A 16,546-nucleotide genomic window follows, 5' to 3' on the forward strand; every position below is an offset into this window, starting at 1 on the left:
TAATTCGCTCCTAACACTACTGTGATAATGTCTGCAATTTTGCAATTACCTTAGGTACAGCATCAGTCGGTTTAACAACAACCAAAATATTATCATCACCGGCTACTGTACCAATAATATCGGGCCATTTTGTATTATCAATGGCCGCAGCGACTGCTTGAGCAGTTCCAGGCAAGGTTTTTATAACAATAATATTTTCACTATAGTCGATATCAACAACAGAGTCCTGGAAAATACGTTCCATACGAGGTTGCAAAAATGCAGCATTTTGTTCTACAGGAAAAGCATAGCGATAACGTCCATCACCTGCAGGCACCTTAATAAGCATTAATTCCTTAATATCCCTCGATACCGTAGCCTGAGTGACTTCAATTTCTTGTTTACGTAATGCGACGGCTAATTCTTCTTGGGTTTCAATCACATTATCTTCAATAATTTCTTTAATCTTACTGTGGCGCCGTATTTTCATATGATTCCCCCCTCATTTTTTCAACTATATATAATATTGGTGGGTTATTACTATGATTTATCATTGACCAACAGCCAACCGTAAAGATATTTGAAGGCAATGATGTAAGTAATTCTTGTACTGCTTTGTTTTCCAGATATCCTTCCTGATGACCAGAGTAAGCTATGATAGAAATTACCCCTCCTGTAGAGAGTAAGCCTAGTATTTTTTGTAAAGCCGCTATTGTAGATTGACATTGAGTTGTAATCTTGTGCTGAGCGTTAGGTAAATACCCCAGATTAAACATAGCTACATCAATTCTTCTATTAAAATACTGATCTATATTTGCATGACTGTCTATTATCAATTTTACTTTATCATCTAAACTATATTTCGACAATAATTCTTTTGTTTTTATAATTGCTGCTTGTTGAACATCAAAACTCCAAACCATCGCATCTATAGGTGAATTTTGTGCTAGGAATAAAGAGTCTTTTCCATTACCAGCTGTAGTATCTACTAAAAATTTGGCCCTATTTACTTTATCACTTAATAACCGTTGTGCCAATTTTATAGCATTAAAGGTTTGCATTTTTCTCACTCCGCCACAATTTTATCCGTAAGGTCTCATAATAACTTCTGTTATTCAAACGTATAAATTGAGCACTAAAAGGAGATTGCTTTATTAGTACTGTATCATTTGCAATTAAACTATATACTGTTTGCCCATCAATAGTTAGAACGACATCTTCTTGGTTTCCTGTCATCTCAACTTTAATTTCCTCTTTTTCAGAAACAACTAATGGTCTAACATGCAATGTATGAGAACAAATAGGTGTTAACACCATAACTTTTAATAATGGATTAATGATTGGACCGCCAGCGGATAAAGAATATCCTGTAGAGCCAGTAGCTGTAGCAATAATTAAGCCATCAGCAGCATAATTTGCGGTTAGTACATTATCTAGAGATACATTAAACTTAATCATGCGTGAGACACCACTTTTACTTATAACAACATCATTAAGAGCAGATGATACATGAATGAGTCTATTTTGGCGAAGAATCATTGCATCTAACATTAAGTGCTCTTCAATTTGATACTTTCTATCAATAAGCTTATCTAATGATGCATTCAAATCAGGAAGTTCTATCTCTGTTAAGAATCCAAGCCTGCCCATATTAACTCCACAAAGAGGTATACCCATAGCAGAGATTTCTCTTGCGGTGTTTAATAACGTCCCATCTCCACCTATCGTTAAGCCTACAGTTATTTTTTTTATCATGTCTTGCTGGCTACAGCCTAATTCTGGATAGCCAATTTTCTCCGCAACATCTTTAAGTAATACTATCTGCACATTGCGTTTTTGAAAATGCTGTATCACTTGGATTAGTACGGTGACAACACTTTGTTTATTAATATTAGGAAATAGACCTACTGTCAACACAAGCAATCCCCCATTAATTAAGTACACCATAGGCAGGTGATATAAAATCGCCTGCCCTAATGTATCTTTATTAGAATTCACCTATAAATGGTCAATTCCTCTGTTACATTTTTTATTTTTATACTGCATTAGCATGAGCTTCTTTTACAATTTCTTCAATCGTCTCAATTGTAACGTTTATATCTGCTGGAAAATTTGCTAGGTAAACAAGGTATTCGATGTTTCCTTCAGGTCCTTTTACAGGAGAATAGGTAAGACCAAGAGGCGTAAAACCAACAGTACATGCATGCTCAATAATATTAAAAATAACTTCCTTATGCACTAAGGGGTCTTTTACGACTCCTTTCTTGCCGACTTTTTCACGTCCAGCTTCAAACTGTGGTTTAATCAAAGCTACAACAGCTCCATCTGAAGACAACAACGTTTTAATAACCGGCAACACTTTATTTAATGATATAAACGCTACATCAATTGAAACAAAGTCTAAGGTTTCTCCTAACTGTTCTAAGGTCACATTCCGAATATTAGTACGCTCCATATTAATGACTCGACTATCCGTTCGAAGTGACCATGCTAATTGTCCATAACCAACATCAACAGCATATACCTTCTGAATACCATTCTTCAAGGCACAGTCTGTAAATCCGCCCGTAGAAGCACCAATATCAGCCATAATCTTGTCTTTAAGATTTATATTGAAATACTCCAAAGCTTTAGCAAGCTTCAAACCACCTCGGCTAACATAGCCAATATTATCTCCTGTGATCAGTATCTTACTTTCAACGGGTACTAAAGTGCCTGCTTTATCTATCTTTTGCCCAGCAACAAAAACTAAACCTGCCATGATACAGGATTTAGCTCTTTCCCGACTGGAAACTAGGCCTTTATGTAGTAGTAAAACATCTAATCGTTCTTTATTGATTTTACCCATTAGCATCACACCTTAATTTTTTGGACATATGATTTTGCAGTAGAAGCAATGCCGGCTGCATCTAATCCATATTTTGCTAAAATTTGTTTGCGTGCACCTTGTTCAATAAATTGATCTGGGAATCCTAACCGTAGAACATTTACATCATCAATGTTTTGATCATGTATGTATTCCAATACACTAGAGCCAAAACCACCAGCTAAAACATTTTCTTCAACTGTAATGATGATTCCAAAATTTTTACACACCTTTCTTATCATCTGTTCATCTAGCGGCTTAATAAATCTAGCATTTATAACACTTGCTAATATACCTTCTGAAGCTAAAATTTCTCTTGCTTCTATACAGGTTCCAACCATGGAACCAACCGCTAAAAAAGCTACATTTGTGCCAGTTTTCACTTCATCTGCAACGCCAATCGTAAGTTGTTGCAATGATTGATCGATGGGCACGCCTAATCCACTTCCCCTAGGATAACGAATCGCTACGGGTCCATTCGTATTAAGTGCGGTGAATACCATATGCCGTAACTCATTTTCATCTTTAGGTGCCATAATGGTTAGATTAGGAATATGCCGTAGATAGCTGTAATCAAATAATCCATGATGTGTCGGCCCATCCTCACCTACGATTCCAGCACGATCCAAAGCAAATAATACAGGAAGCTTCTGCAAGCAAATATCATGTAAGATTTGATCATATGCCCTTTGAGCAAAGGTAGAATACAAGGCTACAACTGGTCTCATTCCTTTGGTAGCCATACCCGCTGCCATAGTAACAGCATTTTGTTCCGCAATACCTACATCAAAGAAACGTTTGGGAAACTCAGCTGCAAATTTTTTAAGGCCTGTTCCTTCTGGCATTGCAGCTGTTATTGCAACAATCCGCTTATCCTGTTTGGCTAAATGAAGTAGTGTTTCGCCGAAAATAGCAGTATAGGTTGGTGTATTCCCATTTTTTATAACTTCGCCAGACTCAATGCAATAGGGACCAACACCATGAAATTTATCAGGATTACATTCGGCAGGTTTATATCCCTTTCCTTTGCAAGTAAGAACATGAATGAGTATTGGTCCCTGCATTTTTTTAGCTTTTTCTAGTACTTCACTTAATAGTTCAAAATTATGTCCATCAATGGGGCCGATATAATTAAATCCCAATTCTTCAAAAAGAACACCAGGGACTAATAGATAGCGTAAACTATCTTTAACACGTTCTACTGTTTTGGCAACACTTTCACCAATTGCAGGAATGCGGCGCAATAAGAATTCGATGTCCTGCTTTATTTTTGTATATTTAGGTTCTGTTCGCATTTTGGACAAATATTCTGACATAGCGCCCACATTTTTAGCAATTGACATTTCATTATCATTAAGAATAACAATCATATTAGTACCCGTGTGACCAGCATGGTTTAATGCCTCATATGCCTGTCCTCCAGTTAGCGAGCCATCACCGATAACGGCCAGTATATGTTCTTTATCACCTGCAATATCTCTGGCAAGCGCCATTCCCAAAGCAGCAGATATAGAAGTACTTGAATGTCCTGTGCCAAAGAAATCATGTACACTCTCACTAATTTTCGGAAAGCCACTAATGCCGCCAAATTGGCGTAAAGTCGCGAATCCATCGCGTCTGCCTGTTAATATCTTATGTATATAGGACTGATGCCCAACATCCCAGACGATCTTATCAATCGGACTATTAAATACTTTATGTATCGCAAGAGTTAGTTCTACGACACCTAAATTTGGCGCTAAATGTCCTCCTGTTTTTGAAACAGAACATATTAAAAAATGGCGTATTTCCTCTGCCAGCAACTTGATCTGTTCATGTGATAATTTTTTTAAATCTTGGGGCTTGTCAATGGCCTCAAGTAATGTCTTCAAATGTAACAACCCCCGTTCCCCGTAATCCACAATCTATGAATTTTCAATAATATTTTTCTTACTATTGCAGTAATTAACCTACAAAATTCTTAAAACCGTAGGCTATTGAAATTCCCAGTATAGCACCTGCTAATACTTCTAGTGGAGTGTGTCCTAATAATTCTTTTAATCGAATATCACGAATCGTATGCTCTGCTCGGAGTTCACGTACTAATTTATTTATCACTTTGGCTTGTTTTCCTGCAGCTCTACGTACTCCAGCAGCATCATACATTACAATACTTGCTAATACAATGGTTACCGCAAATAAGGAAGAGGTAAAACCATCATGAAGTCCTACAGCCCAGGCCAAACTCATAACCAATGCTGTGTGAGAGCTAGGCATTCCGCCAGCTCCAACTAAACGCTCAAAATTTAAGGCACCATGTTTCCAATAAGAAGTCAAAGTCTTGAGTATCTGAGCACAAAACCAAGCAGACAAAGCGGTGGCCAATATAATATTTTGTCCAAGGATAACAACGAAATCTGCCACAACAAACACCTCAATTATCGCGTGTTAATAAAGCCCTTACCAACTCTCTTAGAATATCTGCTTCTTGGCCGAACTGTTTTAATGCTTGTAGAGCATTGGTTACAGCTTGATCTGCCATATCTTGAGCCTCACCTAAAGAATATAAGGTAACATAGGTTGCTTTATGATTTTTAACGTCACTTCCAACAGGTTTACCAATTTTCTCTTGCGTTCCTGTCACATCCAAAATATCATCTGTAATCTGAAAAGCCAGACCATACTGCTTAGCATATTCTGTTAATGAAGCAACCTGCCACTCTTCTCCACCGGCTAGTTGCGCTCCGGCTCTTACAGCCGCTTTAAATAAAGCTCCCGTTTTCGCTTGGTGCATATAACTGAGAGTATCAATGTCAATTTTTTCTCCCTCGGAAGATAAATCGATTACTTGTCCTCCAATCATCCCCAAAGCACCAGCTGCATTACTAATTTCTCCAACTACTTTTATTAACACATCTGCTTGAACTCCAGGTTGAGCAAGCATAACCGTAAAGGCTGCAGTTAATAATCCATCACCAGCTAAAATTGCCATGCCCTCACCAAAAACTTTATGACTGGTCAATTTTCCCCGCCGATAATCATCATCATCCATTGCTGGTAAATCATCATGAATTAAAGAATAAGTATGAATCATCTCTAAGCCACAAGCTACATTTAGATAATCACTACCTTTTCCACCTATGGAATCAGCAGCAGCCATAAGGAGAATGGGACGCAATCGTTTGCCACCAGCAAATAAACTGTAGCGCATCGCTTCAAAAATCTTTGGTGGATATACATTTTCACTAGGAACAAATGCAGCCAATGCATGATCAACAATCTTACCTTTTTCTTGACAATATTGTTTTAACATGAACCGTCCTCCTGTAATTGTAGAGGCCTTTCTATTATTTTCCCCTTTTCTTCTGATAAAATTTTATCAATTTGCTGTTCCGCAAAATTTAATTTCTGCAAACAATTTTTTGATAAGTCTATACCTTCAGCAAAATGTTCTAAAGACTCATTTAAAGGCAGTTCACCTTTTTCTAATTGCTTAACAATAGCTTCTAGCTTTTCTAAAGCTTGTTCAAAGCTAATTTCATGCTGGTCTTCCTTTTTCTTAGCTCTTACCATGATGCTCCTCCTGTATATGAATTATCTCAGCGTCTACCCTTCCTCGATTTAACACAATCTCAATCTTTTGGCCGGGTTGCAATGCAGCAGTGTCTTTAACCACCTGACCATCTAAAGTATGTACAATACTATAACCTCTCGCTAATACAGCCAGAGGATTAAGCATCGCTAATTTTTCTGCAGTAATTGTAAACGTATGTTTTTTATCTCGAACAATTACCTTTATTGCCTGCTCTAAGCGTTGCATACAATTGTCTAAGGCTTGCTGCCGATCTGCTAACACTTCATAAGGATAGGTAAAGACTCTATTCAGAGTAGATTGTTCAAGTCGTCTGAAATGATGTTGTAATACATTACGTATATTACTTTCTAACATATTATGCAAGGTTGATACATATTTATACAATTCTCTAACATCTGGTACAACAAATTCTGCTGCCTGGGATGGAGTAGCTGCTCTGCGGTCAGCAGCAAAATCTGCCAAAGTATAATCCGTTTGATGACCTACGGCTGATACAATAGGAATCTTTGATGCAACAATGGCCCGTACCACTCTTTCATCATTAAATGCCCATAATTCTTCAATAGAGCCACCACCACGCCCGACAATAATAACGTCTACGTTATTCAACTCATTAAAGACTTCAATTCCATGTACAATCTGCATAGGCGCCTCTGGTCCTTGTACCTGCACAGGATATAGTTTCAATAAAATTCCTGGATGCCGCCGCTTTGCTACGATCATAATATCTTTTATTACTGCGCCTGTAGCTGAGGTAAGAATGCCTACAACTTTAGGCAAAACAGGCAAGTCCTTTTTTAGCGTATCAGCAAATAAGCCTTCATTTTCTAGTTTTTCTTTAAGCTGAGCAAAAGCTAAGCTTAACTCTCCAATGCCGTCAGGTACTAATTGATTCGCATATAACTGATATTGCCCATCTCGCTCAAATACTGTTATTTGTCCCCCAACAATTATTTTCATACCATCTTTAGGTTCGAATTTTAAAAATTGGGCACGACTTTTAAACATTACGGCTTTAATTGTGGCATTGCTATCTTTTAACGTAAAATAGCAATGACCAGAGTAATGTTTCTTAAAGTTTGATATTTCTCCACGTATGAATACAGAACTAACTTTAGAATCATATTCAAAAAGTTGTTTTATGTATTTTGTAATTTCACTTACACTAAAGATATTCATAAATCACCTTTGCTCGAAAATGTAATTTATTGCTTAAAATATTTTGATGAAAAATAGGAACACTGCATAAATTAAGTCTTCTTTATCATATAACAAGAGTACAAAAAAAACCAGACAAAAGTCTGGGTAGTCTCCTTCAATATCGGCGCTGATCGATATATGGACGTGCTATATATCCACTAGCTGCACCTAATATAAACCAGAAAAAGCTCCCTGGAGGAATGAGATAGCCTATCGTTGCACCAATTGTTGCTCCTAATAATATATACCCCATGATAAGAGCCTCCCTTCACATATGATTTTTTTATGTATCATATGCAAAGGAATATATAATGGTACCATTAAACCAATATCAGTAATTGTCTACAAAAAACCAATATCTTAAGGGCAAGTAAAACTATAGATAAGGCACTTTTGTTACTTTTTCTTCACTAAAGACCCTAAAATGCCATTAACAAAACGGCTGGATTCCTCTGTGCCAAACAATTTGGCTAATTCAACAGCTTCATTAATAACTACATTAGGCGGTAGTGCCTCATTTCCAAAACGCATTTCGTAAATGGCTATTCTAGCAATATTTCGATCAATTCCAGGCATGCGATCGATTTTCCATTCATTTGATATTTCACCAATAAGAGTATCAATTTCTGTTATATGTGCTTGAGTACCACTAACGAGATTTTCTGCATATTCTTTGGTGTTTTCAGCTATATTACTATATTCACTTAGTACGATTTCTAATGCTTCATCTTTACCCTTACTATTATAATCTAATTGAAATAAAGTCTGAAGTGCCATTTCCCGGGCTTTTCTACGACTCATAAATTACCTCTTTTCTATTGCTTCACTCTAAAGTATTCCTATCATTTTTAAATTATGTGATTCGTCTGTTCTATTTGTACACTCTATTGTCGATGATATCCAGGAGGTAATAACCTTCCTAATATATCCATAATATCCTCTTTCTCATCAATCCGCTTACCGACAATATAACCAGCCATCATACATATCATTACAAACATAGTATTGAAAAAACCAAATACAAGAATAAATACACCAACCAATAGTCCTATAGACATTCCTGTAATCTTACCGCTATGATGCTGCCATATTTCTGCTAGTAATTCGGTTTTCATATTCCTGCTCCTTTCTTTTACTAGAACATGGTTATATTGTATTATTCTACACGCTGTTTACTCTTAAAATCATTAGATATATTCTCAACTATTATTTGGACATCAACTAGTTGAACTCCAACTGTATTCTTTATATATTCATGTACTTTCTTTTGCAATTCTTCTGAAACATTTGGTACATTATTTTCTGGACTGATTACAGCTTTTAAGACAACCTTTAATCCTTGTCCATCATGGTTAACGCGAACTTTCACTCCACGTACACCACGCGTGTGTCTCGCAGTTTTTTCGACTAAATTTTTTATGGCCTCAAGAGATATATGTACATCACCCATATCTGTATGATGTACAATCGTATCTTTTACACGGCGAGTACGAATTCCTGCCAATAATAATCGAAGACTCACCAAGAAAAACACCATCCCCAGCAAACCGGCTTCCCATCGGCCGTTAATATGTAAAATGCCTGTCCAAACCCATTCCAAAGAAATAAGGCGTACAGATAGCAACACTACGCCCAATGATAAAAGTGCCAACAACAATGTGTAAATAGATAAGATGATACGATCAAAAATTCCCATACCCTACTCCTTTCTAGGCGGCTGCTACAGCATATCTTTTAACGCACACGAAGATCTTCTTCTTTACCGTCTTGACCAAATCCAACACCTTGAACATGAACGTTTACTTCTACAACATCTAATCCTGTCATAGATTCAATACCGCGTTTTACATTTTCCTGCACTCTTAATGCTATATCAGGTATACGTACACCATATTCTACAATTATGTATAAATCCACTGCGGCTTCACGCTCGCCAACCTCTACTTTAACACCTTTTGCTAAGTTTTTTTTACCAAGCATTTCTGCAATGCCGCCTACTAAACCAGCGCTCATTCCAGCTACACCAGAAACTTCAGTAGCTGCCATGCCAGCAATAATACCTACAACTTCATCAGCAATTCGAATTGACCCAACATCGTTGTTTTCAAACTTTTCATTGCCATCTCGTTTATCCACTAACAACCCCCCATTCCAAAAAATTATAATACCATATGACAGGTAATAACTTTTCTATAACTATATTATTATAACAAATATTTTCCTTCTTTACAATTTAGGACAAAATAAATTTCAAACTTATGTTAAGGTTTAGCACTAATTGATATATTTTCGGCTTTTACACCTGATATCCTTGTAATGACATCCGCTATTTGAATAACTTCTTCATGAGAAAGTGAAGTGGTTTTTATAACTGCGCTTACTGAATTTTCTCTTACGAATACTAAAGCATCTGTAAAGCCACGGGATTTGATTAGACTCTCCATTTCCGCTTCCTTTTGTTTTTCTGCAATCATTTTCAAGACAGTATCTTGTGCTTGGTTTCTGCTATCATCCGTTTTGGCATTTTTAATACTTTCTCGTAATAAATCCGAGCGTTCACTACGAATTTTATCTCTTTCTAATCGATATTCGATAAAAAAATCAGGGCTGCTAGCTGGTATAAGAGGATCCGCAACGCTCATAGTCGCAACTTGCATAGCATTAGAATGATTAACCTTTGCTTGCAGCATTGATTCAATATTGGCTATTACCATCATTATAACTATACTAACCATTAATACAGCAGCAAATACAACATATCTATTTTTTTTGTGGAAGGTAAATATTTTCATAATATGTTCCTCACTTTTTTTGAGCTAATACGGTAATTTTGTAAGAAGGAATACCGAGGCCTGCTTCAACTGCCTTTGTTAAAATAGCCTTTATATTAGAATCATATGCACCATCAGCAATAACCAGCACTCCTTTTATCATTGGCTTAATTTCTCTAACAAGAACTGGACGGTCCATATTGTTTTCTTTACTGACTAGAATTTGTGTACTTTCTTTTGTTTCAGTCGTACTGCGCACTCCTCCTGCAGTATCTTTTTCTTGAATGATTTTGCTTTCCTTGGTTATATTTCTGGCATGTTCCTGAGTGGTACTATTTTCCCAAGTTATATTAACAACAACGGTTCCAGCACCCTTTACTTGAGACAACGTATGTGTTAGCTTTCCCTCTACAGCTTCTTCATAACTAAGATTAGCTGCTGCAGGGACTTTTAAAGGTTCATTGCTAACCTTTGGACTAGGATTTACGTTTTGACGATCAATCACTCCTCCCATCACCAATAAGATCACTCCTAGAAGCCCTAGCCAAATTAAACGTGTGTTTATAACCCCATCTTTTAATAATTGTTTAGGCCATATTTTTTTAGTATAAGTGAGAAAGCTTTCCATACTACTCATGGTCAACACTCCTTTATGAATACAACATTTTTATTTCTACCTTTTCTTTTGGAATCTGATATAGTTCCATGATCATGTCTGTAATTCTTTGCTTTAAATCTGTATGTTTTTCTTCTGTTTTATTAAATTCCTTATCAATCTTAACCTTTGCTATACTTACTATTTTTTCACTTTTAGTAGATATGCCAGGCTTAACATATACGATAATATGGTTAACCCCCATTGCTAACGTACTCGCATTGTCCTTCTTAATCTCTACCACTACATTAGCATCAGCCACGCCATCCATCGCCATAACTAAAATTCTAATTTGTTGACTTAATTCTTTCTTATATAGTTCAAGTGATAAAGCGTTGCGTTCATTAGTAACATGGTTTACTTCATTTGTTATGACATTCAAGTCTCCAGAAGTTGCAGCAAAAGTAGGGATTTGATCTTTGGAGGTCAAGTGCTGCACTGCACCAATAATTGGATTCAATATTGCCAACATTATAAATAATCCCATAATTACTCTTACAAAGCGTTGCATACTACTGCTTGGTAACAGTAATTCGAGAAAAGAAGCAAATAATACAACAAAAATAATATTTTTAATCCAATCCGTTAACATTGTAAGCAATAAAACACACCTACCTTAGCATCATAGCTGCACTACCTGCAGCAATAATCATAGTAATTGCTAAAAAGAACATTAGCGCAACTGTTAATACTGCACCAAAAACCAGTAACAAATTATTTCCCATTGCATCAAGACATTTTGCCATTTTTTCATCGCCTAAAGGTTGTACTAGTGCACCAGAAATTTTTATAACTAAGATTAAAGATAATAATTTAATAATAGGAAAGACACAAATCATAAATACTACGATAACGCCAAAAATTCCAACAGCATTTTTTAATAATAAAGAGGCCCCCATAACGAGTTCCACAGTATCAGCAAACATCTTTCCCACAACTGGAATAAAGGTTGCCGTTGCAAACTTGGCTGTCCGAAGAGCAAGACCATCAGCAATGCTGCCTGCTGCACCTTGAATGGTAATAATACCAATAAAAATTACCATAGAAAAACCAAGAACAATCATACTTAACTGCTTTAAAACGCCGGATAGATTACTTAGACGATATGTATCTGATAAATAATTTAGGCATTCAAGAGCAGCTGTTAGAAATAACAGTGGTAATACGATGTCTTTTACAATCACACTCATGCTACTTATGACAAATAACATTAACGGTGTAAATAAACTCGCAGAAGTTAAAGCTCCTACGCCTGCCAATAGGGAAATTAGGAGAGGTAATAAGGATTCCATAAATCCAACCATATATTCTACTGTTTGGCTAGCTAATTTTAAAGCATTATAAAATGCAGTAAGTGCAATCGATGACATAAAAATAAAGCAAACACTATACGATAATATAGATATACTTGATTGTTCGAATGAATTTTGTAAATTTTTTAACATGGCACACAATACAGCCAAAAATAATAGTTTTCCCATCAAATGAGTATTCAACGTAACTTCACGAAAGAAATTATGAACCAATGCTTGCCACATGCTTTGCCAACTGACATGTATGCCATTTGTAGCTATTGTGTGAATAGTCTCACTTGTTAATAACGGTATATCGCCATTGAGTTCTTGATTCACTTTGCTAATAAATTGATTCACATGATCAGTGGATATGGTTTCTAGTAATTGTTGCTCAATTTCAGAACTACTTAGTGGAACAGCCATAACAGTTATGGTATTGACCAGCAACAAGATTATAATTAATACGCAGATTTTCATTTATATACCACCTTATGGAATCAATCTCACAATAGTATCCATTACTAAAGCAATAATCGGAATGGCCATTACCATCACCATTACTTTACCAGCAAATTCAATCTTACCTGCTATGGCTCCTTCGCCCGCATCTCGACAAACCTGAGCACCAAATTCTGTAATATAGGCAATGCCAATAATCTTTAAAATAGTATTTAAATACATTTGACTAATATTAGCCTTTTCCGCCATATCACGAAATAAATTTAACACAACTGTTATTTTAGTAAGTATTAGCAGAAAAATAATACTTGCTAAGGTTAAACTTAACTGCACAGCAATTTCAGGCTTTTCTCGCTTAATGATTAAGATAAGTAGGGTTACAATAAACCCCAACCCAACTATTTGAATAATTTCCACACCCTGCACCCCTTAAAATAGCTTAAAAACATCCTGTACAGTGTTGAATAACTTGCCCAATAATTGTACAACCCAAAGCAATACTACAGTAAATCCAGCCAAAGTACATAAATGTGCCATATCTTCTTTACCTGCCTGCTTTAGTGCTGTATGAAAAACAGAAACCAGAATTCCAACACCAGCAATTTTAAATAATATATCCAGGCCCATTTTCCTCCCCCTTCACACTCACGATATATGTAATTTGCAGATCTTTTTAATGGAAATATTTATATCAAACCAGAATAATTACAATCGCTAATCCTCCACATATGCCCAAATATCTATACATCTTTGTATTGAGATCCCGTAATCGTGTTGCCTCATTTTCAAATCGTTCTAATTGCTCAATGACTAAAGACAGATATTTTTCTTGTTCCTTACAGTTCATAACGCCTAGATTTCCCCCTAAAACATAGAGTACTTCAATTTCTGGTCTTTTTAAAATCAGACTTCCTTCCATCTCGCTTAACACTTTTTTAATAATTTCTTGAGGTGTAAGGGAAGCATTCTTTTCTAATGAATTAGCAACCTGTTGAAAAAATTCAGCTACTGGTCCGTATATACCATTCGTAGAATTTGCGATAGCTTCATGTAAAGGTAAACAGGAATAAATTATATGGGATCTCAATGATCCAACACAAGTTATGATTTGTCTGAGCTGACGAGGCCTTTCTTGACAACGAGATGCCATATTAAATCCAATATATGAACTTACCAGCAAAACTAAAAGGCTACCTATCAATTTCAACATTTTTTTGCTCCTTCCCATAAGATTTTATTATTGCTACTATCTATAATTTTCTTAATTGTACCAACGCGAGGGTCATCACTTAGCAGAATATATCGATGAAAATACTTATTTTCTAGCAGCTCTCCGACGTAGGGCCTATGTAATAATTCGCTAAGGTCTTTACCATGAACTGTTGTTACTACACTTACACCAGCATTCAAAGCTTCACGTACAGCATGTATGTCCTCGGCTCTTCCTAATTCATCAGTAGCTACAACCGCAGGTGACATGGAACGAATTAACATAAGCATGCCCATTGCTTTGGGACAATTGTCAAGTACATCTGTTCTGATGCCCAAATCAACTGTACTAATACCACTTTTGCAGGCTGCTATCTCTGAGCGCTCGTCAACAACCCCCACCGGTAAACCTTTATATATATTAGATCCCATACTAATTTGCCGAATTAAATCTCGCAAAATAGTTGTTTTGCCGCAACGAGGCGGCGAAATAATTAAAGTATTTAAAACCTGTCCTTCTTTTGTAATAATATAGGGTATAATTTGATCAGCACAGCCTTTTACTTCTCTTGCTAAACGAATATTAAGACCATTGATACTTTTTAGTGTTTTGACCTCCCCAGCATCGATAATTGCTTGTCCTGTCAATCCGATTCTATGTCCTCCATCAATTGTTAAGAAGCCCATTTTTAGTTGATGCTCAAAAGCATATAATGAATTTTTACTCATAAGCTGCAATGTTCTTTGAATATCATCTTGATTACATAAGTATGCTTCATTATAATTCACAACAACTTCTCCCATGGGATTTACCGTAATATCCTGATTTCCTAAAACAAGTAATAAGGGTTGATTAATTCGTAGACGGATTTCCGTCAAATTCCTCAGGTGCTCTAGAGATACGGCACTAATCATGGAAATTAACTGTTCAGGTAAAACTGGATAAATTGATTGTTCTAATATCTTTTTGATCAAAATATTTTTATTATCAGTCATATCTGCTACTTCCTTTCTTTACATAGATATGGTGCAAAAAGAAAATTATACCAACAATAAAAAAAACTCGAATATCGAGATTTTTTTATTGTTGGTATAATTAAAAAGTAAGAAGCAAGAAGGTTTGTCCTTCTTGCTACATCGCAGAAAACTATGTGTACGTTTTAATATCAAATTCCTGGATGAATGCCATATCTAAAATCAGAATTAACTTGTCTATTACCATTATCACTGACTTCAATTTCTAAAGTGCTATCATATACGATGTCACCGCAATGAGGACATGAAACTTCCAGATCATCATCAGATTCTAATAAGTTAGATTCAAAGCTAACTGTTTCATGGCAGGAGGGACATTGAACTTCCACTAATTCTTCGTTATCAATGTCTTCATAAACTTCATCTTCTAAATCTGTTAAATCATCATCCATACTTTCTACATATGTTTCTAAATCCTCTTGTACCATTTGAATATTATTAAATTCTTCTGCCATATCATCAAGGACATCTATAATATTTATTAACAACTTCCCTTCAGCTGAACGCTCATTGACATTAAGCCCTTGTGTTAATCCTTGTAAATAAGCTACTCGTTCTTTAATATTTCCCATAGACATAAAGCCCCCTCTAAAGTATAGTTATTTGATATTGTCATTATACCCATTTTTTAAATAGTTCATTCTTGCTGTTTTAAACTATCATATTGCTTCTTTAAAATTATTTTTATACAAATAATTACTCTCTTAAATTAAAAAAGAAACTGTATTCTTTGATATGCTACCCCTATATAGGACACTGAAATATAAAAGTCCTATATGGGGGTATTTCTATGTCTAGAAAAAGTAAGATTGATCCAGTAGAAAAAGTAAAAATTGTTGAACGATACCTGAATGGCAAAATTGGCATTAGACAAGCGGGAAGAATTGCAAACGTAGCCTACCAAAGTGTGCAGAGATGGGTGCGAATATATAAAGCAGAAGGTCCTATCGGATTGCTTAATCAAACCAAGAACCGAAGTTATTCAAAAACGTTAAAGATGAATGCGGTTAATGACTATCTGAGTGGAAAAGGATCACTTGGTGACATTTGTCAAAAGTACGATATTCGTTCTAACAAGCAACTTTGTGATTGGATAAAGGTGTATAATTCTGGTGGAATACTTAAAGAATCCACTGGAGGTACATACATGACAAAAGCAAGAACAACAACTCCTGAAGAACGATTACAGGTAGTCAAGGATTGTTTAATGAATGATAAAAACTATGGAGCAATGGCAAGCAAATACAATTGTTCTTATCAACAGATTCGAAACTGGGTCAAAAAGTATGAAGATATGGGAAGGGCTGGACTTGAAGACAGACGTGGTCACCGTGTTGGTTCGCAGCCAAGTCGTAGTCCAGAAGAAGAGCTACGGGATAAAATTGCAGAGTTGGAACGAATGAACACCGATCTACAAATGGAGAATGATCTGTTAAAAAAAGTCAGGGAACTGGAGAGGAGGGATCACTATCTTTAGTACAGTACCTTACAGCCTATATAGCT

At 35.9% G+C, this 16,546-nt stretch carries 24 protein-coding genes; 1 reads left to right on the forward strand and 23 read right to left on the reverse strand.

Annotated features, from left to right (window positions below; genetic code table 11):
• Positions 1 to 16: 16 nt before the first annotated feature.
• The 23 genes from argR to JBW_RS12105 all read right to left on the reverse strand — a co-directional run bounded on the left by argR (position 17) and on the right by JBW_RS12105 (position 15,615).
• Complete coding sequence (argR, locus tag JBW_RS12000; RefSeq protein WP_007953460.1) at positions 17 to 469, reverse strand: arginine repressor; 453 nt, start codon at positions 467 to 469, stop codon at positions 17 to 19.
• Entirely contained in the window at positions 447 to 1,040 is a 594-nt protein-coding gene (locus tag JBW_RS12005; RefSeq protein ID WP_007953461.1) for a tRNA (mnm(5)s(2)U34)-methyltransferase, read from the reverse strand. Before JBW_RS12005 ends, argR begins: the two co-directional genes overlap by 23 nt.
• The gene (locus JBW_RS12010) at positions 1,027 to 1,977 is read right to left on the reverse strand and encodes an NAD(+)/NADH kinase (RefSeq protein WP_007953462.1); all 951 of its coding nucleotides are present in this window, start codon (positions 1,975 to 1,977) and stop codon (positions 1,027 to 1,029) included. The genes JBW_RS12005 and JBW_RS12010 overlap by 14 nt, the downstream gene beginning before the upstream one ends.
• Positions 1,978 to 2,014: 37 nt before the next feature.
• On the reverse strand, positions 2,015 to 2,827 hold the full coding sequence (locus tag JBW_RS12015) for a TlyA family RNA methyltransferase (RefSeq protein ID WP_036680288.1): 813 nt from the start codon (positions 2,825 to 2,827) through the stop codon (positions 2,015 to 2,017).
• A gap of 5 nt (positions 2,828 to 2,832) precedes the next feature.
• Positions 2,833 to 4,716, reverse strand: a complete 1,884-nt coding sequence (dxs, locus tag JBW_RS12020; RefSeq protein WP_007953466.1) for a 1-deoxy-D-xylulose-5-phosphate synthase — start codon at positions 4,714 to 4,716, stop codon at positions 2,833 to 2,835.
• A gap of 73 nt (positions 4,717 to 4,789) precedes the next feature.
• Positions 4,790 to 5,248, reverse strand: a complete 459-nt coding sequence (locus JBW_RS12025; RefSeq protein ID WP_007934061.1) for a divergent PAP2 family protein — start codon at positions 5,246 to 5,248, stop codon at positions 4,790 to 4,792.
• 10 nt (positions 5,249 to 5,258) lie between these two features.
• Positions 5,259 to 6,137 carry a polyprenyl synthetase family protein gene (locus tag JBW_RS12030; protein ID WP_007953467.1) on the reverse strand — a complete coding sequence of 293 codons (879 nt, stop codon included), beginning with the start codon at positions 6,135 to 6,137 and terminating at the stop codon, positions 5,259 to 5,261.
• Positions 6,131 to 6,397 (reverse strand): exodeoxyribonuclease VII small subunit, encoded by a 267-nt coding sequence (gene xseB, locus JBW_RS12035; protein WP_007953469.1) that lies wholly within the window; start codon positions 6,395 to 6,397, stop codon positions 6,131 to 6,133. Before xseB ends, JBW_RS12030 begins: the two co-directional genes overlap by 7 nt.
• Positions 6,384 to 7,598 (reverse strand): exodeoxyribonuclease VII large subunit, encoded by a 1,215-nt coding sequence (gene xseA, locus JBW_RS12040; protein WP_007953471.1) that lies wholly within the window; start codon positions 7,596 to 7,598, stop codon positions 6,384 to 6,386. The genes xseB and xseA overlap by 14 nt, the downstream gene beginning before the upstream one ends.
• Positions 7,599 to 7,734: 136 nt before the next feature.
• Entirely contained in the window at positions 7,735 to 7,872 is a 138-nt protein-coding gene (locus JBW_RS25340) for a hypothetical protein (RefSeq protein WP_007953474.1), read from the reverse strand.
• Positions 7,873 to 8,015: 143 nt separating this feature from the next.
• Positions 8,016 to 8,420: a transcription antitermination factor NusB gene (nusB, locus tag JBW_RS12045; protein ID WP_007934056.1), complete on the reverse strand. Its 405-nt coding sequence runs from the start codon at positions 8,418 to 8,420 to the stop codon at positions 8,016 to 8,018.
• A gap of 83 nt (positions 8,421 to 8,503) precedes the next feature.
• Positions 8,504 to 8,734: a DUF2273 domain-containing protein gene (locus tag JBW_RS12050; RefSeq protein WP_007934055.1), complete on the reverse strand. Its 231-nt coding sequence runs from the start codon at positions 8,732 to 8,734 to the stop codon at positions 8,504 to 8,506.
• A 41-nt stretch (positions 8,735 to 8,775) separates the two neighbouring features.
• Positions 8,776 to 9,315, reverse strand: a complete 540-nt coding sequence (gene amaP, locus JBW_RS12055; protein WP_007953477.1) for an alkaline shock response membrane anchor protein AmaP — start codon at positions 9,313 to 9,315, stop codon at positions 8,776 to 8,778.
• A 38-nt stretch (positions 9,316 to 9,353) separates the two neighbouring features.
• Complete coding sequence (locus JBW_RS12060) at positions 9,354 to 9,755, reverse strand: Asp23/Gls24 family envelope stress response protein (RefSeq protein ID WP_007953478.1); 402 nt, start codon at positions 9,753 to 9,755, stop codon at positions 9,354 to 9,356.
• A gap of 125 nt (positions 9,756 to 9,880) precedes the next feature.
• Positions 9,881 to 10,411, reverse strand: coding sequence for a SpoIIIAH-like family protein (locus JBW_RS12065; RefSeq protein WP_007953480.1), 531 nt, complete (start codon positions 10,409 to 10,411; stop codon positions 9,881 to 9,883).
• A 10-nt stretch (positions 10,412 to 10,421) separates the two neighbouring features.
• Complete coding sequence (locus tag JBW_RS12070) at positions 10,422 to 11,027, reverse strand: hypothetical protein (protein WP_007953482.1); 606 nt, start codon at positions 11,025 to 11,027, stop codon at positions 10,422 to 10,424.
• A 13-nt stretch (positions 11,028 to 11,040) separates the two neighbouring features.
• Positions 11,041 to 11,637 (reverse strand): stage III sporulation protein AF, encoded by a 597-nt coding sequence (gene spoIIIAF / locus JBW_RS12075; protein WP_235333768.1) that lies wholly within the window; start codon positions 11,635 to 11,637, stop codon positions 11,041 to 11,043.
• Positions 11,638 to 11,656: 19 nt separating this feature from the next.
• Positions 11,657 to 12,817 carry a stage III sporulation protein AE gene (gene spoIIIAE / locus JBW_RS12080; protein WP_007953486.1) on the reverse strand — a complete coding sequence of 387 codons (1,161 nt, stop codon included), beginning with the start codon at positions 12,815 to 12,817 and terminating at the stop codon, positions 11,657 to 11,659.
• A gap of 12 nt (positions 12,818 to 12,829) precedes the next feature.
• Positions 12,830 to 13,216, reverse strand: a complete 387-nt coding sequence (spoIIIAD, locus tag JBW_RS12085) for a stage III sporulation protein AD (RefSeq protein WP_007953488.1) — start codon at positions 13,214 to 13,216, stop codon at positions 12,830 to 12,832.
• 12 nt (positions 13,217 to 13,228) lie between these two features.
• On the reverse strand, positions 13,229 to 13,426 hold the full coding sequence (gene spoIIIAC / locus JBW_RS12090) for a stage III sporulation protein AC (RefSeq protein WP_007934040.1): 198 nt from the start codon (positions 13,424 to 13,426) through the stop codon (positions 13,229 to 13,231).
• A gap of 64 nt (positions 13,427 to 13,490) precedes the next feature.
• The gene (gene spoIIIAB / locus JBW_RS12095; RefSeq protein ID WP_007953490.1) at positions 13,491 to 14,009 is read right to left on the reverse strand and encodes a stage III sporulation protein SpoIIIAB; all 519 of its coding nucleotides are present in this window, start codon (positions 14,007 to 14,009) and stop codon (positions 13,491 to 13,493) included.
• A complete protein-coding gene (gene spoIIIAA, locus JBW_RS12100; RefSeq protein ID WP_007953492.1) occupies positions 14,003 to 15,004 on the reverse strand; it encodes a stage III sporulation protein AA in 1,002 nt (333 codons plus the stop codon). The genes spoIIIAB and spoIIIAA overlap by 7 nt, the downstream gene beginning before the upstream one ends.
• Before the next feature lie 170 nt (positions 15,005 to 15,174).
• Complete coding sequence (locus JBW_RS12105) at positions 15,175 to 15,615, reverse strand: CD1247 N-terminal domain-containing protein (protein WP_007953494.1); 441 nt, start codon at positions 15,613 to 15,615, stop codon at positions 15,175 to 15,177.
• A 218-nt stretch (positions 15,616 to 15,833) separates the two neighbouring features.
• Here JBW_RS12105 and JBW_RS25345 point away from each other — a divergent pair, with 218 nt between their 5' ends.
• On the forward strand, positions 15,834 to 16,520 hold the full coding sequence (locus JBW_RS25345; RefSeq protein WP_007955602.1) for a helix-turn-helix domain-containing protein: 687 nt from the start codon (positions 15,834 to 15,836) through the stop codon (positions 16,518 to 16,520).
• The last annotated feature ends 26 nt before the right edge of the window (positions 16,521 to 16,546 follow it).

It is taken from the genome of Pelosinus fermentans JBW45, assembly GCF_000271665.2.
GTDB lineage: Bacteria > Bacillota > Negativicutes > DSM-13327 > DSM-13327 > Pelosinus > Pelosinus baikalensis.